Source organism: Acinetobacter sp. CIP 102136 (assembly GCF_000369685.1).
GTDB classification, from domain to species: Bacteria; Pseudomonadota; Gammaproteobacteria; order Pseudomonadales; family Moraxellaceae; genus Acinetobacter; species Acinetobacter fasciculus.
This window is the reverse complement of record NZ_KB850142.1, coordinates 955,522-979,633: the sequence shown is the minus strand read 5'-3', so window position 1 is coordinate 979,633 and position 24,112 is coordinate 955,522. Positions and strand designations below refer to the sequence as shown.

Annotated in this window: 16 protein-coding genes; 12 read left to right on the top strand and 4 right to left on the bottom strand. The window is 43.6% G+C overall.

The features are described 5' to 3' along the window. Positions 1 to 19 precede the first annotated feature (19 nt). Entirely contained in the window at positions 20 to 2,185 is a 2,166-nt protein-coding gene (locus F893_RS10165) for a TonB-dependent receptor family protein (RefSeq protein ID WP_005251822.1), read from the top strand. Positions 2,186 to 2,248: 63 nt separating this feature from the next. On the opposite strand, the gene F893_RS10160 is transcribed toward F893_RS10165, so the two are convergent. After that, on the bottom strand, positions 2,249 to 2,857 hold the full coding sequence (locus F893_RS10160; protein ID WP_004280329.1) for a MarC family protein: 609 nt from the start codon (positions 2,855 to 2,857) through the stop codon (positions 2,249 to 2,251). 28 nt (positions 2,858 to 2,885) lie between these two features. Continuing rightward, positions 2,886 to 4,922 (bottom strand): choline transporter, encoded by a 2,037-nt coding sequence (locus tag F893_RS10155; protein ID WP_005251821.1) that lies wholly within the window; start codon positions 4,920 to 4,922, stop codon positions 2,886 to 2,888. A gap of 270 nt (positions 4,923 to 5,192) precedes the next feature. Here F893_RS10155 and betI point away from each other — a divergent pair, with 270 nt between their 5' ends. The 5 genes from betI (at position 5,193) to F893_RS10130 (ending at position 12,377) form a co-directional block, all read left to right on the top strand. Next, entirely contained in the window at positions 5,193 to 5,771 is a 579-nt protein-coding gene (betI, locus tag F893_RS10150) for a transcriptional regulator BetI (protein WP_005251820.1), read from the top strand. A 21-nt stretch (positions 5,772 to 5,792) separates the two neighbouring features. Beyond that, entirely contained in the window at positions 5,793 to 7,268 is a 1,476-nt protein-coding gene (gene betB / locus F893_RS10145; RefSeq protein WP_005251819.1) for a betaine-aldehyde dehydrogenase, read from the top strand. A gap of 10 nt (positions 7,269 to 7,278) precedes the next feature. Next, a complete protein-coding gene (gene betA / locus F893_RS10140) occupies positions 7,279 to 8,934 on the top strand; it encodes a choline dehydrogenase (protein ID WP_005251817.1) in 1,656 nt (551 codons plus the stop codon). A gap of 129 nt (positions 8,935 to 9,063) precedes the next feature. After that, complete coding sequence (locus tag F893_RS10135) at positions 9,064 to 9,834, top strand: TorF family putative porin (RefSeq protein WP_005251813.1); 771 nt, start codon at positions 9,064 to 9,066, stop codon at positions 9,832 to 9,834. A gap of 341 nt (positions 9,835 to 10,175) precedes the next feature. After that, the gene (locus tag F893_RS10130; protein ID WP_005251812.1) at positions 10,176 to 12,377 is read left to right on the top strand and encodes an OsmC domain/YcaO domain-containing protein; all 2,202 of its coding nucleotides are present in this window, start codon (positions 10,176 to 10,178) and stop codon (positions 12,375 to 12,377) included. 340 nt (positions 12,378 to 12,717) lie between these two features. On the opposite strand, the gene F893_RS10125 is transcribed toward F893_RS10130, so the two are convergent. Next, the gene (locus F893_RS10125) at positions 12,718 to 14,430 is read right to left on the bottom strand and encodes an electron transfer flavoprotein-ubiquinone oxidoreductase (protein ID WP_005251810.1); all 1,713 of its coding nucleotides are present in this window, start codon (positions 14,428 to 14,430) and stop codon (positions 12,718 to 12,720) included. Between the two features lie 223 nt (positions 14,431 to 14,653). Further along, positions 14,654 to 15,490 (bottom strand): IclR family transcriptional regulator, encoded by an 837-nt coding sequence (locus tag F893_RS10120; RefSeq protein WP_004280319.1) that lies wholly within the window; start codon positions 15,488 to 15,490, stop codon positions 14,654 to 14,656. Positions 15,491 to 15,993: 503 nt separating this feature from the next. On the opposite strand from F893_RS10120, the gene F893_RS10115 reads away from it, so the two are divergent. The 6 genes from F893_RS10115 to F893_RS10090 all read left to right on the top strand — a co-directional run bounded on the left by F893_RS10115 (position 15,994) and on the right by F893_RS10090 (position 24,072). Further along, complete coding sequence (locus tag F893_RS10115; RefSeq protein ID WP_004730987.1) at positions 15,994 to 17,148, top strand: acyl-CoA dehydrogenase family protein; 1,155 nt, start codon at positions 15,994 to 15,996, stop codon at positions 17,146 to 17,148. A 31-nt stretch (positions 17,149 to 17,179) separates the two neighbouring features. Next, the gene (locus F893_RS10110) at positions 17,180 to 18,379 is read left to right on the top strand and encodes an acyl-CoA dehydrogenase (protein WP_005251807.1); all 1,200 of its coding nucleotides are present in this window, start codon (positions 17,180 to 17,182) and stop codon (positions 18,377 to 18,379) included. Between the two features lie 255 nt (positions 18,380 to 18,634). Beyond that, positions 18,635 to 19,915 carry an MFS transporter gene (locus tag F893_RS10105; RefSeq protein WP_004646972.1) on the top strand — a complete coding sequence of 427 codons (1,281 nt, stop codon included), beginning with the start codon at positions 18,635 to 18,637 and terminating at the stop codon, positions 19,913 to 19,915. A gap of 40 nt (positions 19,916 to 19,955) precedes the next feature. Further along, entirely contained in the window at positions 19,956 to 20,627 is a 672-nt protein-coding gene (locus tag F893_RS10100; RefSeq protein WP_005251805.1) for a 3-oxoacid CoA-transferase subunit A, read from the top strand. Beyond that, positions 20,627 to 21,286, top strand: a complete 660-nt coding sequence (locus F893_RS10095) for a 3-oxoacid CoA-transferase subunit B (RefSeq protein WP_005251804.1) — start codon at positions 20,627 to 20,629, stop codon at positions 21,284 to 21,286. The genes F893_RS10100 and F893_RS10095 overlap by 1 nt, the downstream gene beginning before the upstream one ends. A 206-nt stretch (positions 21,287 to 21,492) precedes the next feature. Continuing rightward, positions 21,493 to 24,072: a bifunctional diguanylate cyclase/phosphodiesterase gene (locus tag F893_RS10090; RefSeq protein WP_005251802.1), complete on the top strand. Its 2,580-nt coding sequence runs from the start codon at positions 21,493 to 21,495 to the stop codon at positions 24,070 to 24,072. Positions 24,073 to 24,112: the final 40 nt, after the last annotated feature.

The window sequence follows — 24,112 nt, the reverse complement described above, 5'->3', positions numbered from 1 at the left end:
AGGACTGTATAAAATCGCCATGCACATGACAAAAATTCCTCTCAAGAAAAGCCCGCTGAGCCTCATGATTCTGTCGATTGTCTCAGGTCATCTTTATGCTGAAACTGCCGTAGAACCGGACAATCTTCAACAGCTGAATACTATTGTGATCAGCGCTGAGCAAAATGCCAATCCGCAGCAGCAATATCAGAAAGAGCTGGCTCAGGTTTCAGGAGGAACGAATTTCATTGGTGAGCAGCAATTAGAACAGCAGCGACTTGCAACCACAGCCGATGTGTTCCGTTTACAGCCAGGAATTTATGCCCAGTCTGCAGGGAATGAAGGTGCAAAAATATCGATCCGTGGCTCAGGAATCAACCGGACTTCAGGTGCACACGCATCCGGTACGCACGTCCTGATTGACGATATTCCATTTACCGGGCCGGGCGGTACAGCGTATGAACTACTAGAACCCTGGTGGATTGATCATGTCGGGGTTTATCGCGGAGCCAATGGCTTTAAGCAAGGCGGACTGGCCTTAGGTGGAACAATCAACTATAGAACCAAGACCGGCGCAGATCAGGATGGCTCTGAACTCAAATATGAAATGGGCAGCCATGGTTATCAAAAATATCAGTTTAGTACCGGCCGAAAGCTGGATCAGATGGATTATTATCTGGCGCTGACGAGTACCCAGTTTGATGGAATTCAGGATCATGCTGAAGGCGATGGTAAGGGTCTGGCTTTTAATTTGGGCTATCAGATCAGTCCGGATATCGAAACCCGTTTTTATGCTCGTTACCGTGAGAGCAAGCATTTAACTCCAGGACGGATTACACAAGAACAGCTCAAAAATGATCCTGAAGCAGCGAATAGCTTTAATTTAGCGGTAGATGCCAAACGGATTCAGCCGGGCAGTACTTGGCTGGCCAATACCACGACCTGGAATTTACAGGATGATGCAAAACTGACTGGCAGTCTGGCTTATCATCATTATCCGCTGGATTTACGTGAAAGCAGTTATCGTACCAATGTCGATTATGAAGATATTACAGCGCGCTTCCAGTATGAAAAACCTTACCAGTTTCTAGGTCTGGAGCATCAGGGGCGTATTGCCTTGCGCAGCACGACTCATCGTCCGGACAGTGGTGTAACGGAAACCATCCGACGTGATACGACTATTGATGGAACTTTGTATCCGGCAGATACCGTTACCCGCCGTTATACCTATCGCGGTTCAGACAACGTCCTGCAATTTGATCAGGAAACCACATTAAATGATCAGTTCAAATTAGATTTGGGACTGGCAGCGGTGTATACCCATCGGGAAAGTGAAGTAACTTATCCTGTGGCGAGTCCTGAAGTCAGCCGTTATGAATGGAATTTTGCACCACGACTTGGTTTGACCTATCAGCCGAATGAGTCTGTGCAATGGTTTGCCAATTTAAGCCGCAGCATTGAGCCAGCACATCCTTGGGCGATGGCTTGGTCTTCACCGTATTATTTTGACAGTGGTGTCGCTTCTGGCCGGGTGCGCGCGCCAATCTATTTGGACACGCAAACCGCCAATAGCTTTGAACTGGGTGGACGTGGACAATCAGGCTTTGGAGATTGGGCACTGAGTTATTATTATTCCAAAGTGAAAAATGAACTGTTAACCTCTGAAATGATTAAAACCTATGAAGATGGATCGAATCGACCTTCAGAGCCAATTGCTGTTGAATCGAATGCCACGCCAACGATTCATCAAGGGGTGGAGCTAAGTCTAGATACGCCATTGCATGAATCCCAATATGGCGAACTGCGTCTGCAACAGGCTTATACCCTTAGCGATTTCCAGTACAAAAATGATCCATTGTTTGGCAAGAACCAGTTGCCAGGAATCCCTAAACATCTGTATCAGGCTCAACTAAGTTATGCCTTGAATAATGGCCTCTATATTGGTTTGAATACCGAATATGCATCGAAGATGGCACATGATTATGCCAATAGCCGATTCAGTGATGACTATCAGATCTGGGGCATTGACGTGGGTTATGCACCAGAACATCAATCGTGGAAAACCTGGATCAACTTTAAAAATATCAAGGATGAGAAATATGCTGCGGTCGTGATTCCTGGTCTGAATGATAAAGGTGCTGATGTAGCGCGATCTTCACCAGGTGAAGGTTTTTCTACTTATGCCGGTGTGTCATTTAAATTTTAATTTTTAAAATCAAAAAAAGAGCGGTGAAAACCGCTCTTTTTATTTATTGATAGAAAAGGTTTATCAGGTTTCTAAAATTCCGGTAACGCCTGTCACAATCATATCGATGGCAATCGTACCAATCAGAAGCGCAGCAACACGACCGACAATATCGACATACAGGTCAATGTAGTTGGAATATTTATGTTGTAAATGATCATGCAGATATTTCATCAGGATCAGCAGGCTACAAGTCAGAAACAGCGTAGAAAAAATCACCAGAATGGTTTGCATCAAACTGAGCTGTATGCCGGTGATCACAGATGCCGAAATGGTACCCGGACCGATCATAAACGGCATGGCAATCGTGCCCGCCAGATGACTGGGCGCTCCACGCATCACGCCAATCGTATCAGCACCTTCAAAGACATAACGATAGCCGATCACCAAAAAGATAATACCGCCAAAAATCTGGAAGGACTCAAACCGTACATGCAAGACTTCATTAAAGAAGGCTTCACCGGTTTTTGCAAAAATGATGAACACAATAAAGCTGATCAGACTGCCTTGAATCAATGCCATGTTGAATACTTTTGCATCGGAATTACGGATAATTCCGAGCATGTAAATACTCATCAAAAATGGATTGAGCAGGGAGAAAAACAGGGCAAAGGCATTCAAACTTTCTGACATCATTGAGTCCTTACGTAGTTGAGAGATCCTAGATTTCACGATCCGGGAACAGCGGACGTTTACCTGGGCTAATACGGTTAATATGTAGATACATCATATGGCGTTCATATTTATCCAGGATGTCATTGATCACCTGTTCCTTACTGTAACCGACCAGATCGTTTCCCTGAGAGCCTTCAAACAGATAACTTTCCAGACGATAGTAATAACGTTTGGTTCGTTTACCACGTGAACTGAAATTTGGCGTGTCATAGCGTACCGGCCATATTTCATAGACAAAGTTTTCTTCTTCACCGAGCTGAATGGTCAGATCAAGGTGATACAGTTCAGGTTCTTCCTCAAGCGATTTTTCCTGAATATTTACTTGAATGCCTTTGTCAATTAACTCGGTTGCAACGGCCTCAATGGCTGGTTTGCAAACATTATCCAGCATGGTCCGGGTCTGGGACAGGCTTGGATGCAGCATGACCCGGCTCAGACGCTTCTTCCAGTTCAGGATATCCACATTACCGACCACAGGCGCAGCATTCAGACTGGTACTGGCCTGCCGAAAATCCTCCAGACGCAAGGACTTATACAGTCCGGCCATCACAAAGAAAATCACGAAACTAAAAGGCAGGCCCATAATAATCGTGGTGTTCTGTAATGCTGTTACGCCATTCGCCATGAGCATTGCCAAAGTCAGCAAACCGATGGCAATGGCCCAGAACACACTCAGCCAGCGCGGTGAATCATGTTCAATATTAGTGAATTTGGTGGTGAAATTTCCCAATACCAATGCCCCCGAGTCCGCTGAGGTCACATAGAACAGTAAGCCGGTAATGGTGGCGACACCTGCAGTAAACATAAAGCCTGGATACTGCGCCAGCAGATCATAAAAACCATGTGCCGGATTTTCTAAAACTGTCGTAGCAAGTTGAGTATTACCATCAAAAATCACGCTGTATAAAGCACTGTTACCGAAAATAGACAACCAGGTCAGGGTAAATAACAGAGGAATAACCAAAGTCCCGGTGACAAATTCGCGAATGGTACGACCACGGGAAATACGGGCCAGGAACAGACCAACAAAAGGTGACCAGGCGATCCACCATGCCCAGAAGAACAGGGTCCAGCTATTCATCCACTCTTTCGGTTGCTCAAAAGGAAAACTGGTTAAAGAAAGTTTCGGGAACTGGCTGATATAGTCACCAAAATTTTGAATCAAGGCGGCTAATAAAAACTCGGTATTTCCTACAAACAGAATGAATAGCAGCAGCCCAATTGACACATAGATATTAATCTCAGACAGGATCCGGATGCCTTTATTGACACCGGCAGTGACTGAAATAATAGTAATAATCACAGCAACGGCGATGAGTGCGGTTTGAATCCAGATATTTTCCGGTAAATCAAACAGCACATGCAGGCCGTAATTTAATTGCACAACGCCAATCCCGCATGTCGTGGCAATCCCGAAAATTGTGCCGAGTACTGCAGCCGTATCCACAGTATGGCCAATTGGACCATTAATTCTTTTTCCGAAAATAGGATAGAGTGCTGATCGAATGGTGAGCGGTAAATTGTAGCGATAGCTGAAATAACCTAGCGCGACCCCAATCAGTGCATACATACTCCAGCCGGTTAAACCGTAGTGAAACAGGGTCCATACCATGGACTGGCGCGCAGCTTCGAAGGTTTCACCTTCGCCTACAGGCGGATTTATATAATGCGAAAGCGGTTCCGCCACTGAGAAAAACATCAGGTCAATCCCGATTCCGGCAGAAAATAGCATCGCCGACCAACTCAGCAGGCTAAATTCTGGTTTGGAATGTTTAGGGCCGAGTTTAATCTCGCCATAACGTGAACAGGCAATAAAGACGATAAATACCAGATACAGCGTTGCCGCTAGCAGGTAATACCAGCTAAAGGTACGACTGACCCAGTTTAAAATATTGATAATGACTTGATTGGCTTGTTCATTAAATAAAATGGTAATGATAGAAAACAGCAGAATAAGCGTCGCCGAAAAATAAAAAACTACTTTATTCAGACCATCTTGCATCTCTTCATTTTTCTTTTGCATAAATCCATGACCATCGTGTTGTTGCCGGATGATCTACAGTGCAGTGTGATTTAAAAGCAAAAGCCTGCGGTAAAGCTTCCTTGTTTTCGTGAATTACAAACTTTTGCAAATCCAAAACAAACTGCGCTGTACATCAAGGGTGAGCTGGCACTATAATTTTTATTAATTGAACGTTCAATTAAAAAAGCGTTTATGAATTGTTACATCATTCAGCTATTTGCTTTAGCAGAGTGATTTTTTATTGTTACATCCGTTATTCAGGTTAGTCCTATGCCAAAAGTTGGTATGCAACCGATCCGTCGCCAGCAACTGATCGATGCCACCTTAGCTGCAGTGAATGAGCTAGGTTTTGCAGAAGCTTCAATTAGTCAGATTGCTCAGAGGGCAGGTGTCTCAACCGGCATCATAAGTCATTATTTTCAAGGTAAAAATGGCTTGATTGAAGCCACAATGCGTTACTTATTGCAGCAATTGGGTAAATCTGTTGCACAGATAAAGATACAGGTTGATGACTTACCGGAGCAGCGCTTGTTAGCGATCGTACGTGGTAATTTTGCTGCTCCACAAACGGATAAGGCGGCCATGAAAGTCTGGTTGGCGTTCTGGGCTAGCAGTTTGCACCAACCTGAATTACACCGTTTACAGCAGATCAATCATTACCGTTTACATTCCAATCTTAAATACGAATTCATGAAAAGGTTAAATAAAGACCAGGCAGAGAAAGCCGCTCAAGGTCTGGCAGCATTGATTGACGGATTCTGGTTAAGAGGTGCTTTGGTAAATGGCGAAATTGACCCAGAACTGCCGATTGAACTGTGTAGTGAATATATCCGGCAACAACTCAAATAATCCACCTGCGAGGAGATTCCATTGACAACATTCAAACTGCAACGTCCTTATATTCATGGACAATATGTCGATGCAACGTCCAATAGCACGTTTCAAACGATTAATCCTGCAACTGGCGAAGTTCTGGCAGACGTGCAGGTATGTACACAAGATGATATCGATCGCGCTGTTGAATCGGCACAGCAAGGCCAAAAAGTCTGGGCAGAAATGACGGCGATCCAACGTTCCCGTATTTTGAACAAGGCTGTCGCTATTCTTCGCGAACGTAATGACGAGCTGGCGCGTTTAGAAAGTCTCGACAGTGGTAAAGCTTTCAGTGAAACATCCACCGTCGATATTGCGACAGGTGCAGATGTACTCGAATACTATGCAGGTATTTTGCCAGCATTAGAAGGCCAGCAAATCCCGCTCAGAAGCAGTTCGTTTGTTTATACTCGCCGTGAACCTTTGGGTGTGGTTGCCGGGATTGGTGCATGGAATTATCCGGTTCAAATTGCCTTATGGAAATCTGCACCTGCACTGGCAGCAGGCAATGCCATGATCTTTAAAGCCAGTGAAGTGACGCCTTTAACTGCATTAAAACTGGCAGAAATTTATACTGAAGCAGGTGTGCCGCATGGTGTCTTTAATGTGGTTACCGGCAGTGGTGAAATTGGTGGTTATCTGACTTCGCATCCTGATATTGCCAAAGTGTCGTTTACCGGTGGCGTTTCTACCGGCAAAAAGGTCATGGCGCAAGCTGCAAATTCTAGCCTGAAAGAAGTCACGATGGAGCTGGGCGGTAAGTCTCCGCTGATTATCTGTGAAGATGCCGATCTGGATTTGGCGGCCGATATTGCCATGATGGCCAATTTCTATAGTTCCGGTCAGGTGTGTACCAACGGTACTCGCGTATTTGTGCCTTTGGCATTGAAAGCAGAATTTGAAGAAAAGATTTTGCAGCGTGTTGAACATATCCGTATGGGTGATCCACTTGATCCTGAGACCAATTTTGGTCCAGTGTCCAGCTTCTCTCATATGGAAAAAGTGCTGGGCTATATTGAACAGGGCAAGATCGAAGGTGCACGCTTATTGTGTGGTGGCGGCCGTGCTGAGGATGGACAGTTTGCCCAAGGGGCTTATGTCCTGCCAACCGTATTTACCGACTGCCGCGATGACATGACCATTGTACGTGAAGAAATCTTCGGTCCAGTCATGAGTATTCTGAGTTATGACACCGAGCAAGAAGCCATTCGTCGTGCCAATGATACCGATTATGGTCTGGCCGCAGGTGTCGTCACACCAGACTTAGCCCGTGCACACCGAATTATTCATCAGATCGAAGCAGGTATCTGCTGGATCAATACCTGGGGTGAATCACCTGCAGAAATGCCGGTTGGTGGTTATAAACATTCAGGTGTTGGCCGTGAAAATGGGCTTGTGACCTTACAGCATTACACCCAGACCAAATCGGTTCAGGTCGAACTCAGTCCTTTCCAGTCTGTATTCAGCGCATAAGGGGGATTTGATGAATTACGACTATATTATTATTGGCGCAGGTTCGGCAGGAAATGTGCTAGCAGCGCGTTTAACTGAAGATCCGGATGTAAAAGTCCTGTTGCTGGAAGCGGGTGGACCAGATTATCGTCTAGATTTCAGAACACAAATGCCGGCTGCATTGGCTTATCCATTACAGGGACGACGCTATAACTGGGCCTATCTGACCGACCCCGAACCTCATATGAATAATCGTCGTATGGAATGCGGGCGCGGAAAAGGTCTGGGCGGTTCTTCATTAATTAACGGCATGTGTTACATTCGCGGTAATGCCATGGATCTGGAACAGTGGGCCAGCCTGAAGGGGCTAGAACACTGGAGCTATGCCGAATGTCTGCCGTATTATAAAAAAGCTGAAACGCGCGATATTGGCGGCAATGATTATCATGGTGATTCTGGACCGGTTTCGGTGGCAACACCTAAAAATGGCAATAATGAACTGTTCCATGCCATGGTCGAGGCAGGTGTACAGGCCGGTTATCCACGTACTGATGACCTGAATGGCTATCAGCAGGAAGGTTTTGGGCCGATGGACCGTACTGTAACGCCGCAAGGCCGTCGTTCCAGTACAGCACGTGGTTATCTCGATATAGCCAAAGGCCGGGATAATCTCACGATTATTACCCACGCCATGACCAACCGTATTCTGTTTAATCGTAATCAGGCGATTGGTGTGGAATATTTTGAAGGACAAAATACCTTACAGCCGATTCAGGTCTTTGCAGACCGTGAAGTATTGCTATGTGCAGGTGCAATTGCCTCGCCGCAAATCCTGCAACGCTCCGGTGTAGGTCCGGCCGAACTGTTAAAAAGTCTGGATATTCCTGTGGTTCAGGATTTGCCTGGTGTGGGTGAAAACCTGCAAGACCATCTGGAAATGTACCTGCAATATAAATGCAAAAAACCGGTTAGCTTATATCCGGCACTCAAGTGGTATAACCAGCCGATGATTGGCGCTGAATGGTTATTTTTAGGTAAAGGTATTGGAGCCAGCAACCAGTTTGAAGCCGGTGGTTTTATCCGCTCTTCCGACGAATTTGAATGGCCCAATATCCAGTATCATTTCCTGCCTGTGGCCATTAATTATAATGGCACCAATGCCATTCATGAACATGGCTTCCAGGCTCATGTGGGCTCTATGCGTTCGCCGTCACGTGGCCGTGTTCGTCTGAAATCCAAAGACCCGTTTGAACATCCAAGTATTCTGTTTAATTATATGAGTACCGAGCAGGACTGGCGTGAATTCCGCGATGCCATCCGCATTACCCGGGAAATTATGCATCAGCCGGCATTGGATCCCTATCGTGGTGAAGAAATCAGTCCGGGAAAACATCTACAAACAGATGCTGAAATTGATGAATTTGTTCGTAATCATGCAGAAACCGCGTATCATCCATCGTGTAGCTGTAAAATGGGTGAGGATGACATGGCGGTTGTCGATGGTTATGGACGCGTACATGAAATGCAGGGTCTGCGTGTGATTGATGCCTCGATAATGCCTTTGATCATTACCGGCAACCTCAATGCAACTACGATTATGATCGCTGAAAAACTGGCAGACCATATTCGTGGCAAACCTCCTCTTGCGCCTTCATCTGCACCTTTTTACAAGGCGCCTCGCGCTTAAATCATGGTTTTATTCCTGTCGTCTAGTAAAGCAGGAGTAAAACGAATTTCAATTTTTTCCCCAAAACGGAGATAAAATCTCGACTGCTTTCGTTTTATCTCCGGCTTTGCTTAATACAATTTATATTTTATGAAAATATTCAATCAAACAGTGCTGTTTGGCTGTGCTGCTGTTTCAAGTTTTTACTGTTATGCTGATGATGCGGAAGTAAAAAAAATAGAAGCAAGCGGAAACTTGAGTGTGGTCTCCAAGTACGTCTCCCGTGGTTTGACCAATGCACCTGAAAATGACGACGTTGCTGTACAGGCTGCATTGAATCTGGCTTATGGCAATTTTTATGTTGGATATTGGGGATCTACGCTTGGATACTCTTATGCAGAAGTGCAGGGGCGTCCGGGACATCGTTCAGACAAATTCGAGCATGATTTTCTGCTGGGTTATACCTATAGCAGCGAAAATTATGACTGGGATTTATGGAATGCGACCTATTATTATCCGGGCGGTGAGAACACCACTGGAAATGAGTTGGGCTTAAATGTAAGTCGTGCGTTGAATGATCAAACCAGTATCGGCGCCAGCGTATCGACCTATCTGTATGATGTGGCTTATGCCAATCAGGGCGATACTTTTTATACGCTTAACCTGAACCATCAGTTGAATGATCGTCTCAATGCCAGCATTACAGCAGCAGGAAGCTATTTTAACGATGAAGGCAAATATGAGGGCGGTGAACTGGGCGATACCGAAAAGCAGTTTGCCTTTCGTTATGCTTCTGCCGGACTCAGTTATGCGCTTTTACCGCAGTTGAGTGTGTCAGGTGAATATATCTTTGGCGGTTATGACCGCTATGATGACAAGCAGCGTAATCTTGCAGTATTTGCACTGAGTTATGATTTTTAAAATTATGAAATCATTCAGACTAGGCGGGTGAAAATCTGCCTTATCTGCAACTTTGATTAATAGTATAAGCCATGACTTGAAGTTGATTCATGCTCCGGCAGCTCAGGAAAGACTGAGGATCTGGTTTAATCTGCCAGAATTTCAGACAAATATTATCAATTTCATAAAATAATTCTATAATAGCGCCCATTCTCGGCAGCGTTATCCAGACACTTCGTCAAATGGTATAACCTGACCATTTTCTATTTTTCATTCAAGTTCTCCTCCGTGAACCGGCTTGTATATTCAGATTCAGCATCTTATCTGTCCGTGACGGCACATAAGAATATTTAGGTATCCACATGGAAATTAAGGTCAATTATCTCGATAATCTTCGTCAGGAAGCCAAGTTCGATGACTTCACGGTAATCGCCGATCAGCCGATCCGCTATAAAGGCGATGGTTCGGCACCCGGCCCATTCGATTATTTTCTGGCATCTTCAGCTTTATGTGCGGCTTATTTTGTCAAAGTCTATTGCGCGGCACGTGATATTCCGACCGACAATATCCGCCTATCTCAAAACAATATCGTTGATCCTGAAAACCGATATAAACAGATTTTTAAAATTCAGGTGGAACTACCGGCTGATATTTCTGAAAAAGACCGCCAGGGAATTTTACGTTCGATCGACCGTTGTACCGTCAAAAAAGTAATTCAAACCGGTCCTGAATTTGTCATTGAAGAAGTAGAAAGTATCGATGCAGATGCTCAGGCCTTGTTAATGCCAAGTCTGGCTTCTGACCATACGACTTTCATTCCGGGTAAGGACCTTCCGCTGGAAGAAACGATTGCCAATATGTCTGCCATTCTGGCAGGCCTTGGCATGAAGATTGAAATCGCGTCTTGGCGTAATATCGTGCCGAATGTGTGGTCGCTACATATCCGTGATGCGCAGTCACCAATGTGCTTTACCAATGGTAAGGGTTCGACCAAAGAAAGTGCGCTGGCATCTGCCTTGGGCGAATTTATTGAGCGTCTGAATTGCAACTTTTTCTATAACGACCAGTTCTGGGGTGAAGATATTGCCAATGCAGAATTTGTGCATTATCCGGATGAAAAATGGTTCCAGCCAGGTCCAAATGGCGAGTTGCCAGCAGAAGTTTTAGATGAACATACCCGTGAAATTTATGATCCAGAAGATGAGTTATTGGGTACCCATCTTTATGATACTAATTCGGGGAACAAGGCTCGCGGTATCTGTTCATTGCCATTTGTACGTCAGTCTGATGGTGAAACCGTTTATTTCCCGTCGAATCTGATCGAAAACCTTTACTTAAGTAACGGGATGAGTGCCGGCAATACCTTGGCTGAAGCGCAAGTACAATGTCTGTCTGAAATTTTCGAGCGTGCTGTTAAACGCGAAATTCTGGAAGGTGAACTGGCACTACCGGATGTGCCTGAACATGTTCTGGCAAAATATCCAAAAATTGTTGAAGGCATTAAAGGCCTAGAAGAACAGGGCTTCCCGGTTCTGGTCAAAGATGCATCTTTAGGCGGTCAGTTCCCGGTCATGTGTGTCACCCTGATGAACCCGCGTACTGGCGGTGTATTTGCCTCATTCGGTGCCCATCCTAACTTTGAAGTGGCATTAGAACGCAGTCTGACTGAGTTATTGCAAGGCCGTAGTTTTGAAGGTCTGAATGATCTGCCAAAACCAACCTTTAGCAGTAATGCCGTGACTGAACCAAATAACTTCGTCGAGCATTTCATCGACTCGAGCGGTGTAGTGTCTTGGCGTTTCTTCAGCGCGAAATCAGATTATGATTTTGTCGAGTGGGATTTCACTAATAACGGTCAAAATTCGAATGCGGACGAAGCTCAGGAATTATTCACGATTCTGGAAGACATGGGCCATGAAGTTTATATGGCGGTGTATCAGCATCTAGGTGCAACAGCTTGCCGTATTCTGGTACCGGGCTATTCGGAAATTTATCTGGTAGAAGATCTGGTTTGGGACAATACCAACAAGGCTTTGTTATATCGTGAAGATATCCTGAATCTGCACCGTCTGGATGATGAACAATTGGAAGCATTGGTTGAGCGTCTGGAAGAAGCAGATGAGGATGACTATACCGAAATCAAAACCTTGATCGGTATCGAGTTCGATGAAAATACTGAATGGGGCCAACTCACTATTCTTGAACTGAAACTACTGATTTATGTGGCTTTGCAGCAATTTGAAGAAGCCAAAGATCTGGTTGAGCAGTTCCTGCAGTTCAATACCAATACCGTTGAACGTGGCCTGTTCTACCAGTGCATGAATGTCGTTCTGGAAGTCATTCTGGATGATGAAATGGAACTGGAAGATTATGAACACAACTTCCGTCGTATGTTTGGTGATGCCCGTATGGATGCCGTTTTAGGTTCAATTGAAGGAACAGTCCGTTTCTATGGTTTGACCGAAACCAACATGCAGCTTGAAGGGCTGGATCGTCATCTACGTTTAATTGACAGCTATAAGAAATTGCATGCAGCGCGTGCCAAGTTTGTGGCTCAGCAATAATCCATAGAAGAATGACTAAAATTTTTCGTCATTTGTTTTAAATCTTAAAAAATGGCTTACTCGGTTTCGAGTAGGCTATTTTTATCTCTGACCCTATATGCAATCTTTTCTATTTTTCTATTTTTCTATTTTTCTATTTTTCTATTTTTCTATTTTTCTATTTTTCTATTTTTCTATTTTTCTATTTTTCTATTTTTCTATTTGAAAATTTATTAATCCCAGCTCCCGAGGGAACTGGAATTACCTAAAAAATTAAAGTGAAGTGTTAATACTAACTGCTTCAAGAGTGGGTATATGAATGTGAGAAATAGATGTATTTTTCTCATTCACAGGAATTACCTTACATATTCGGGTAATTCGGACCACCACCACCTTCCGGTGTCACCCAGGTGATGTTCTGGGAAGGGTCCTTAATGTCACAGGTCTTGCAGTGCACACAGTTGGCTGCATTGATCTGGAAGCGTTTCGAACCGTCATTATTTTCCATGATTTCATAAACACCTGCCGGGCAGTAACGCTGTGCAGGCTCATCCCATTTCGGCAGGTTCACTTCCACCGGAATAGAGGCATCGGTGAGTTTCAGATGCGCTGGCTGGTTTTCTTCATGGACCGTGTTTGATACAAACACCGAAGACAAACGGTCAAAAGTCAGCTTGCCATCCGGTTTTGGATAGGTCGGCTTGAAACTTTCAGCTGCCTGGGTTTTTAACGCAGCATGATCTTGAACCAGATCGTGCAGGGTGAACGGCACTTTAAACACGTTCTGGTCGATAAAGTTAAAGGCACCCCCGATCCATTGACCGAACTTGTGCATTGCCGGACCAAAGTTACGCGAGTTATAGAGTTCTTCTTTTAGCCAGCTGTTGTTAAACTTGTCGGTATATGCGGTGAGTTCTTTCACAAAGAAATCTTCACCCTCTACAACACGTGCCACCGCCAGATCACCGCCTTTTTCTACACCGGCAGCAATCGCTTCAAATACCGCTTCACCGCAGAGCATGCCGGATTTCATCGCCGTATGTGAGCCTTTGATCTTGGCAAAGTTCAGGAAGCCGGCATCATCCCCAATCAACGAGCCACCCGGGAAGGTGAATTTTGGTAATGAGTTAAAACCACCTTTGGTCACAGCACGCGCACCATAAGAAATACGCTTACCGCCTTCCAGATATTGCTTGATCAGCGGATGGGTTTTCCAGCGCTGCATTTCCATGAACGGATACATGTGCGGGTTGGTGTAGGACAGATCCACGATCATACCCAGAGTCACCTGGTTATTCTCGGCGTGGTAAAGCCACCAGCCACCTGAAGAACCGGTTTCATTCAATGGCCAGCCGGCACCATGCATCACCAGACCCGGTTTATGCTTGGCAGGATCGATTTCCCAAAGCTCTTTAATGCCGATACCGTAGTGTTGCGGATCAGCGTCCTTGTCCAGGTTGAACTTCTGGATCAGACGTTTACCTAAGTGACCACGACAGCCTTCAGCGAAAATTGTGTATTTGGCATGCAGTTCATAACCCGGGGTAAAGTTATGCGTTGGTTCGCCATCTTTACCAATACCCATATCACCGGTTTGGATGCCTTTGACTGTACCATCGGCATGATACAGAATTTCAGACGCGGCAAAGCCCGGAAAGATCGACACTTCCAGTTCTTCCGCTTTCTGGCCTAACCAGCGCACCACATTACCGAGTGAGATGACATAGTTGCCATCGTTATGCATGGTTTTAGGTACCATCCAGTGTGGTGCTTCTTGTGATTTTTCATCTGACAGCAGGAAGAAGGTTTTATCTTCGGTCACTGGTACATTGAGAGGCGCGCCTTCATCTTTCCAGTTCGGGAACAACTCGTTCATGGCACGTGGTTCAAGCACCGCGCCCGAGAGAATATGTGCACCGACTTCAGAGCCTTTTTCCACGACACACACGGACAGATCATTTAAATTGTTTTCAATTGCAAGTTGACGGATTTTGATCGCAGCAGAAAGACCCGCAGGGCCTGCGCCTATGATGACGACGTCAAACTCCATCGATTCTCTTGTTATATCTTCCATAATATAAAATCCAATTTCGCTATACGATATTTATAGCATTATCTAAATCGGTTATGAAGCTTATTTTTGATCTTTTTATTTGGAATAGGAATTTATCTTTTTTAAATCTTATCTATTTCGCAGCATTAAAAAGGTTTGCTGAGAATTCTGGATAAAGGAAGAAGATGTGTAGATTGGGTATTCAATAAAAGAGCGACTTAATGTCGCTCTGATAATTAATTTTTTATATGTTATTGAGATTCATTGCAATATTATTCACCATGTGAATCAGACGCGGTCCAATTTCATTTTCCAGTTTTTCCTGATTTAACAGATAACTTGGGGCACCACAGTTAAACGTTAATATCCCATGTTTGGGGTGAACCAACGGAACTGCCACGGAATTCACATCCTTAGCCCAGTCACCTAAAGACAGACAGTAGCCATAATCCTGATAATCACGGATTGCACGTTCCAGATTACGCTTGATGGTTGGCCACTGATCTTCGTTTCTTTTCTTGATGGCATCAAATAAATATTCGCGTTCCTTCACATCCATCGCTGCCAGACAGGCCCGTCCCATGGCACTGCTATGAATCGGTAAAGTCGAACCGACAGGGCGGCGCATGGTTAGCGTCGATTCTGTATGTACCACTTCCAGATAAATCATGCTCAAACGGTCACGGGTAGCCATTGCCACAGGGGCTTGGGAATAACGGGACATTTCTTCCATAAACGGATAAGCCTGAGTCCGCGCAGAAATATTACTCAAAGCTGCATAACCCAAAGCCAATACGCCAACATCCAACAGATATTTCGTGGTATTCGGTAGTTGTTTTAAATAACCTAAAGAAACCAGGGTGCTGGTAATACGGGCCACAGTTGGCTTGGGTAAGTTGGTTAATTGTGCAATTTCCTGATTGCCAAGCAATTGATTGGTCGCTGAAAAGCAACGTAAGATTTCCAATCCACGCGCAATAGACGCAATAAATTGAGGATTATTTTCTCTATGAATATGTGAAATCGGATCTAAACGGATTTCATCAAAGTTGGGAATTTCACCAGTTTTATTTTTTGTCATGGTCAGGGCAATTAAAGTTAAATTAATGAATATGATAGCAACATAATTTCACGATACAAAATAAAACACTTCTACAAAAGATAAAATATAGGAAAAAGTGCCGAAATTATTTGTGGTCGAAAAGAATCCTGTTACCCAACTTTGAAGACAATATAAAATCATCTAGTTTTTTAGGTTTAACACGTAGCCAATACATTTAAAAAGTTTCGATTTCTCCGAAAGAGTCAGTGACCGATAAGTATTACAGCAAGAAAAAAGGTTTAATTATCCATTCAAAAAAACTGATAAATAAAACAATCATTCATTAAAATATTTCGTATCGTGAAATTAAATCTTAAACATAAATCAACTGGAATACCAGAAAAATTTCATTTTTTAGTTAAAACATAAAATTTTTAATAATTTTACTTGCTCAAAATGATTTTATATGATTATTTATTTCGCAATACGAAACAAAAATAAGGGTAAAGGAATTTACCTAAATTATATCCATGGAGATTCATATGATTCGTGATCCGGAAATGTTAGACCAACTTCTGTCAACGATTCGCGATTTTGTAAAAAATGAACTGGTGCCTCTTGAGCATGAAGTAGAAGAGAACAACGCCATTCCTGAACATATTGTGGAACAGATGAAAGAGCTGGGCTTGTTTGGCCTGACGATTCCTGAAGAATATGGTGGTTTAGGCATTACCATGGAAGAAGAAATTCTGGTCGCGATGGAGTTAGGTCATACATCAGCTGCATTCCGCTCTTTAATTGGTACTAACAACGGCATTGGCTCAAGTGGCATCATTATCGACGGTACAGAAGAACAAAAACAGAAATATTTACCGCGTTATGCAACGGGCGAAATTATTGGTTCATTCTGTTTGACCGAACCGGATTCCGGCTCAGACGCTGCTGCTTTAAAAACCAGTGCAGTCAAAGACGGCGATTATTATATTTTAAACGGAACTAAACGCTTTATCACCAATGCACCACGTGCCACGACATTTACCGTGATGGCACGTACCAATCAAGAGATTAAAGGTGCGAGCGGTATTTCAGCATTTCTAGTCGAAGCAGGCACACTTGGTTTAAGCCTAGGTAAAATTGACAAGAAAATGGGCCAACATGGTTCCTATACCTGTGATGTAATTTTTGATAACTGTAAAGTGCATAAAGATCAGCTGATTGGCGGTGTAGAAGGGATTGGCTTCAAAACAGCAATGCGCGTTCTAGATAAGGGCCGTCTGCACATTGCCGGTTATAGCGTCGGCATGGCAGAGCGTATGCTGGAAGATGCACTTAACTATGCAGTGGAACGCAAACAGTTTGGCCAGCCCATTGCGAATTTCCAGCTAATCCAAGGTATGTTGGCAGACTCCAAAGCCGAGATTTATGCAGCCAAATGTATGGTGCTGGATGCTGCGCGTCTACGTGATGCTGGCCAAAATGTTACGACTGAAGCCTCTTGTGCCAAAATGTTTGCAACTGAAATGTGTGGTCGAGTTGCTGATCGCTGTTTGCAGATTCATGGTGGAGCGGGTTATATCAGTGAATATTCAATTGAACGTTTCTACCGTGATGTGCGTCTGTTCCGTTTATATGAAGGAACCACACAAATCCAGCAAATTATTATTGCGCGTGAAATGATTAAACAAGCAACCGCCTAATCTCATAATTTTAAAATAAGGAAATATTAAAATGACGACAAAAATTAGATTTGATTGGCAAGACCCGTTTTTAATAGAACAGCAACTGACATCAGAAGAGCGCATGATTCGCGATGCAGCGGCAGCGTACTGTCAAGACAAACTGATGCCGCGTGTACTGCAACAGTTCCGTCATGAAAAAACCGATCCGGCTATTTTCCGTGAGATGGGTGAACTTGGTTTGCTAGGCCCAACTATTCCTGAACAGTACGGTGGTGCAGGTTTAAATTATGTCAGTTATGGTCTGATTGCCCGTGAAGTTGAACGTGTCGATTCAGGTTATCGCTCAATGGCCAGCGTACAAAGCTCTCTGGTGATGGTGCCAATTAATGAATTTGGTTCTGAAGAGCAAAAGCAGAAGTATTTACCAAAATTAGCAACCGGTGAGTATATTGGTTGCTTCGGCCTGACCGAGCCGGATCATGGTTCGGATCCGGGCAGCATGATTACCCGTGCCAAAAAAGTCGAGGGTGGTTACCGTTTAACTGGCGCAAAAATGTGGATTACCAACAGCCCGATTGCTGATGTATTTGTAGTTTGGGCTAAAGAAGTTTCTGCCGAAGGTAATGTCGGTGACATTCGTGGCTTTATTCTAGAAAAAGGCTGGGAAGGGCTTTCTGCTCCAGCGATTCACGGTAAAGTGGGTCTACGTGCCTCGATCACCGGTGAAATTGTAATGGATAACGTCTTTGTTCCAGAAGAAAATGCATTTCCGGAAGTTCGTGGTTTAAAAGGGCCTTTTACTTGCTTGAATAGTGCGCGTTACGGGATTGCATGGGGTGCCATGGGAGCTGCAGAATTCTGCTGGCATACCGCACATCAATACACCATGGATCGTAAACAGTTTGGCCGACCACTTGCTGCGAATCAGTTAATTCAGAAAAAACTGGCAGATATGCAAACTGAAATTGCCCTTGGCTTACAGGTGGCTTTACGTTTTGGCCGCATGAAAGATGAGGGCATTGCGTCAGTTGAAGGTACGTCTTTAATTAAGCGTAATAACTGCGGCAAGGCGCTGGATATTGCCCGTTTGGCCCGTGACATGATGGGCGGTAACGGGATTAGCGATGAATTCGGTGTGGCCCGTCATCTGGTTAATCTGGAAGTGGTAAATACCTATGAAGGTACCCATGATGTACATGCCTTGATTTTAGGTCGTGCACAAACCGGAATTGCAGCCTTTTGCAACTAAACCTGAGATCTACCTCTAGCCAGCATTGCTGGCTAGATTGTTTTCGGGGTTAAGAATCGCGGCTTAATCACATCTTTCAATGTATTGCTATGTGATTTCTATAGAGCAACTTTATCAAAAACTTTGAAAATCATTTTTATACCACCTGGTTCAAGCGTGGTAATGATTAGTAAATATTCTATATTTCACCTAAATAATTAAGTGAAATATACGTTTTAAAAAGGCACAGGAGTGCCGAAAAGTAGAAAGAGCATTATGGATACGATCAGTTCACAACAACACCCAGTGGAAGGTGGAAACGAACCCAAGCAAAGAGTCTGGATTCTGGCCTTTATCTTCTCATTTTTGGCATTACTGGTTGATGGTGCTGATATTGCATTATTAGCCTACAGTCTGACCAGTCTGAAACAAGAGTTTTCATTAAGTAATATGCAGGCCGGTGCCTTAGGAAGCTGGACACTTGCAGGGATGGCTATCGGCGGTTTTTTTGGTGGCTGGGCTTGTGACCGTTTTGGCCGGGTTCGTGTGATCGTCATTGCCATCGCATTGTTTTCTTCATTAACTTTCTGGTTAGGATTCGTGGAAAGTTATGATCAGTTCAAATGGCTACGCTTTACGTCTGCAATTGGACTAGGTGCTCTATATATTGCCTGTAATACCCTCATGGCAGAGTATGTACCCACCAAATATCGCTCTACAGTATTGGCAACGCTTATGACTGGCTGGACTTTAGGCTCGGTGGTCGCAACTGTTCTGGCTGGATGGCTATTGCCTGAATTTGGCTGGCGATACCTCTATTATATTGCCATTATCCCGATTGTACTGGCCTTCGCGATGTACTTCTTGGTGCCTGAACCGAAAGCCTGGTTAGATGCGCGTAAAGCACGCCTGGATGCAAAAGCCAGTGGTATTCTGCAGGAAAAACCAAAAAATACTTTTAAAATGATTTTTGAAGATGCACTTAGCCGTCGCATGTTTATCCTCTGGTCCTTCAGTACCGCATTTTTACAGTTTGGATATTATGGAGTCAGCAACTGGCTACCGGCGTATTTAGAGACTGATCTGGGAATCAAGTTTAAAGAAATGACCATGTATATGATCGGGACTTTCCTGATCATGATGTGTACCAAAGTTATTGCTGGTTTTATCGCTGACCGGATTGGCCGTCGTGCGGTATTTGCTTTCGGCACTATGGGTACTGCAATTTTTATCCCTGTGATTGTCTTTGGTAATACGCCGGATAATATCCTCTGGCTGATGTTATTTTTCGGTTTTCTCTATGGTATTCCATACGGTATTAATGCGACTTACATGACAGAAAGCTTCTCCACCAAAGTGCGTGGAACAGCAGTGGGTGGGGCATATAATGTAGGCCGACTGGGTGCGGTGTTTGCACCTCTTACCATTGGCTATTTTGCTCAAGGAGGCTCAATTGGTACCGGCTTACTGATTATGGGCATTGCCTATTTTCTTTGCGGCCTGATACCCGCTTTCTTTATTAAAGACCGCTTATTTGATCCACAAAAGGCAGATTAATCTGCACTCGTAATATAGATAGAACATGCTAGGAAGCAATATGATGAATAAAATCACGCAGGATATCGAGACGGTACTTAAGCAAATTCCTGATGGTGCACACATTATGACCAGTGGTTTTGGCCTGGCAGGTCAGCCGGTAGAATTAATCGAAGCATTAATTGACTTTGGTCCTAGAGACTTAACCATTATTAACAACAATGCAGCTTCTGGAGATCGTGGTCTAACCAATCTGCTGTTGTCTGGACTGGTTAAAAAAATGATCTGTTCATTTCCACGGGCCAATAACTCAACCGTCTTTGAAGATCTGTATAAAGCCGGAAAAGTTGAGCTGGAACTGGTGCCACAAGGCAATCTGGCCTGCCGTATTCAGGCAGCCGGTGCAGGCTTAGGAGCTGTTTTTACTCCAACCGGTTTTGGTACCAAAATAGCTGAGGGTAAAGAAACCCGTAATATCAATGGAAAAGATTATGTGCTGGAATATCCGATACATGCTGATTATGCCTTGGTTTATGCCAATCAGGCAGATCAGTGGGGCAACTTGACCTACCGTAAGGCAGCACGGAATTTTGGTCCGATCATGGCCAAAGCAGCAAAAACTACCATTGCTCAAGTTCATCAGATTGTGGAGCTCGGAGAGCTTGATCCAGAGATCATCGTAACGCCGGGAATTTTTGTACAGCATGTGGTCAAAGTTGGAGATATTAAATAATGAATATTCAAAAACGTAGCCGTGAACAGATTGTGGCTAAAGTTGCGCAAGACATTCCAACTGGCTCTTTTGTGAATTTGGGTATTGGTTTGCCGACACGCGTAGCTGGTTATTTAAAACCTGAACAAGGAGTAATTCTGCACTCGGAAAATGGCGTTTTAGGTTTTGCTGCATTGAGTGATCCCGAACAGGCAGATGATGACCTGATTAACGCCGGTAAAGAACTCGTAAGCATGTTGCAAGGTGGCAGTTTTATGAATTCTGCCGACTCTTTCGATATCATGCGAGGCGGGCATCTGGATATCTGTATCATGGGGGCTTTTCAGGTCGCTATTAATGGTGATCTGGCGAACTGGCATACCGGTAATGCTGATGCTGTACCTGCTGTAGGCGGTGCGATGGATCTGGCAGTGGGTGCTCGCTGTGTCTATGTTTGCATGGAACATGTGACCAAAAACGGTGAGGTAAAAATTGTTGAAGAACTGACTTATCCTCTAACAGGTAAACATTGTGTCAACCGTATTTATACTGATTTGTGTGTGATTGAATTAAAAGACCGACAAGCTCAGGTTATTGAAATAGTGGATGGCTTAAGCTTTGAAGAATTACAACAGCAGACAGGCTGTAAATTAGTGGACAGTCGTCAACAAGCAGCCTAAAAATAAGTCCGCAATATTCTGATTAAGTAAAAGTATAGTTTTAGATCACAGCTTCGGCTGTGATTTTTAAATTTTAGAATTATTATCAAATACACGTAATATTGACCATATTTCCGTATTTTAAAGATATAAATACAAACTTTTGCTAATGATTATTTTAATAATAAGTCTAAAATGTTAACAAGCTAAGGAAGGTGATAGTCTGAATGAATAATAATTGTGATGATCAAGAAATTTTTCATATTTTTAATCTGATTGGTCGCCATACTGAACTTAAGCCTATCCTCGATATCATTAGCCAGTGGCTTGAATCGCGCATTCCAGATGCGCTTGTCACCATTATGCTCTATCAGGATGACACCCAAACTTTAAATGTTATGAGTGGCAAACAGCACTTTTCAAAAGAGTACTGTAATGCTATTCAAGATTTGAAAATTGGGCCAAATCAAGGATCGTGTGGCGTAGCTGCTTTCTTACGTCAGTTGGTCATTAGTCCGAATTTAATGAAAGACCCAAACTGGCAGCCTTACCGTGCTTTGGTAAACGCAGAAAAATTGTCTAGCTGCTGGTCTATGCCGATTATTAATGCTTCAGATATTCTATACGGAACGTTTGCCACCTATTATCGAACACCCAAAATACCGACTGAACCTCATATTCAGCTTTTACAGCAAGCGGCAAAATTAGTTGCCCTCGCAATCGAACTTGATCAGGAACGTCAAAAAAGACATGAGCTTAATGAAAAATACAGCTCATTTTATACCTATCATCCAGATATTATTTTTGAACTTGACCTGCAGGGACATGTGCTTAATACCAATATTGCTTGCGAAGAAATTACAGGTTTTTCTAAAGCGCAAATTCATGGTCAGCACTATTGTGCCTTCATACCGCCCGAATTCCATGAACTTGCGAATGTTTCATTTTCAGAAGCAGCGCAAGGTAAATCTCAACATTATGAACTTCCAATTTATAATGTTGCAGGCGATATCTTATGGCTGGATCTGACCAATTTACCGATTATTCAAAATCAGAAAGTCACCGGTATTATTGGCATTGCCCGAGATATTACTGTATCGCGTGAAAACAAGGAGTCTCTACGATTATTAAAACGTGGGGTAGAGGCTAGTCCGAATAGTCTTTTTATTACCGATGTCTCTGAAGAAAGGCTAATGGTGTATGTGAATCCAGCTTTTCTAAAGCTCACCGGTTATACGGCAGCAGAAGTACTAGGGCAAAGCTGCTTTTTCTTACAGGGTCCAGATACTGATCCGGATCAGATTGCATTACTCAAGCAAGCAGTTAAAGAACAAAAAGAAATTCAGGTAACTATAAAAAGTTACTGTAAAGATGGCAGCTGGTTCTGGAATCGTTTAACCCTAGGTCCTATTTTTGACCAGACAGGAACCTGCACCCATTTTTTGGGGATTCAGGAAGATATTACCCAGCAACGTATTCACGAAGAATATATTCAGCATCAGCATACCCATGACCATTTAACCGGTTTACCGAACCAGTATGCATTCAAACAGATTCTGGAAAATATTTTTGAAGCACAGCACGAGAGCTCACAACCTTTAGTCTTGCTGTATATAGATCTGGATGATTTTAAAAATATCAATGACAGCTTAGGTCATCTGGTGGGTGACCAGATTCTCAAAATTGTAGGCGAGCGGCTGCAAAAATTTGTTCAAGGCAATAATGTGCTATGCCGCTTCGCTGAAGATGAATTTATTTTGCTGCTCTCAGGGACAGATGAGCATACTGAAGTCGAGGCGATCGCCGGAGAAATTCTTGATCTTCTTTCCATGCTGTTTATTGTTGATCAGTACAAAATACATTTAAGTGCCAGTATTGGTATTGTGGCAGATGACAGTTCGATCCATCATTCTTCTGAATTGATCTACCAGTCTGTTTTGGCGATGCAGGAAGCCAAAAGACAAGGTCGTAATATGTGGCAGTGGTATGAAAAAACCAGAATGCAGCCTGTCGCAGAAATAGACTATACCAATCTGCGTCTGGAACTCATGGAAGCGATCAATCAAGAAAATTTTGACCTGTTCTATCAGCCGCTGGTTCATCCTGAAACTGGACTGGTAACAGGTGTAGAAGCTTTAATCCGTTGGTGCCATCCACAGCAGGGTTATATTTCCCCAGCGATTTTTATCCCACTTGCAGAAAGAACTGGGCAAATTATTAGTGTAGGTCAATGGGTATTGGAAAAGGCCTGTTTAGATATTGCCGAGTGGAACAAGACACACAATAGCCAGATCACAGTATCGGTGAATATTTCTCCTTTGCAATTCCGTAGAGCAGGCTTTTTGCAAGTACTTGAACATGCTCTTGAACTCAGTCAATTACCACCGGAATTACTTAAAATTGAAATTACGGAAGGTGTCATCATTAATGGCGCAGATCGAACCATAGAAATTTTGAAAGCGGTGCGTGCTTTAGGTGTACAGGTTGCCATTGATGACTTTGGCACAGGTTATTCGAGTCTCAGTTATCTGCGTCGCTTGCCAATCAATCAAATCAAGTTAGACCGTAGTTTTATTGAAGAGCTGACCCTTGATGGCCAGGATGCTGCAATTGTGCAATCCATTATTCACTTGGCACATCAACTGGATTTGGAAGTTGTCGCGGAAGGGGTCGAAACCTTAAGCCAGGCCAGCTTGCTCTATCAACAGGGTTGTGATCTGCTACAAGGCTTCTTTTATGCAAAACCTGCACCTTTAACTGAATTAAAGCCTGTTTATCTCGCAATGGAAAATAGTAAATTGAATTAACTCTAAAAAATCAAGATATCAATAATTTCGACCGCTCTTC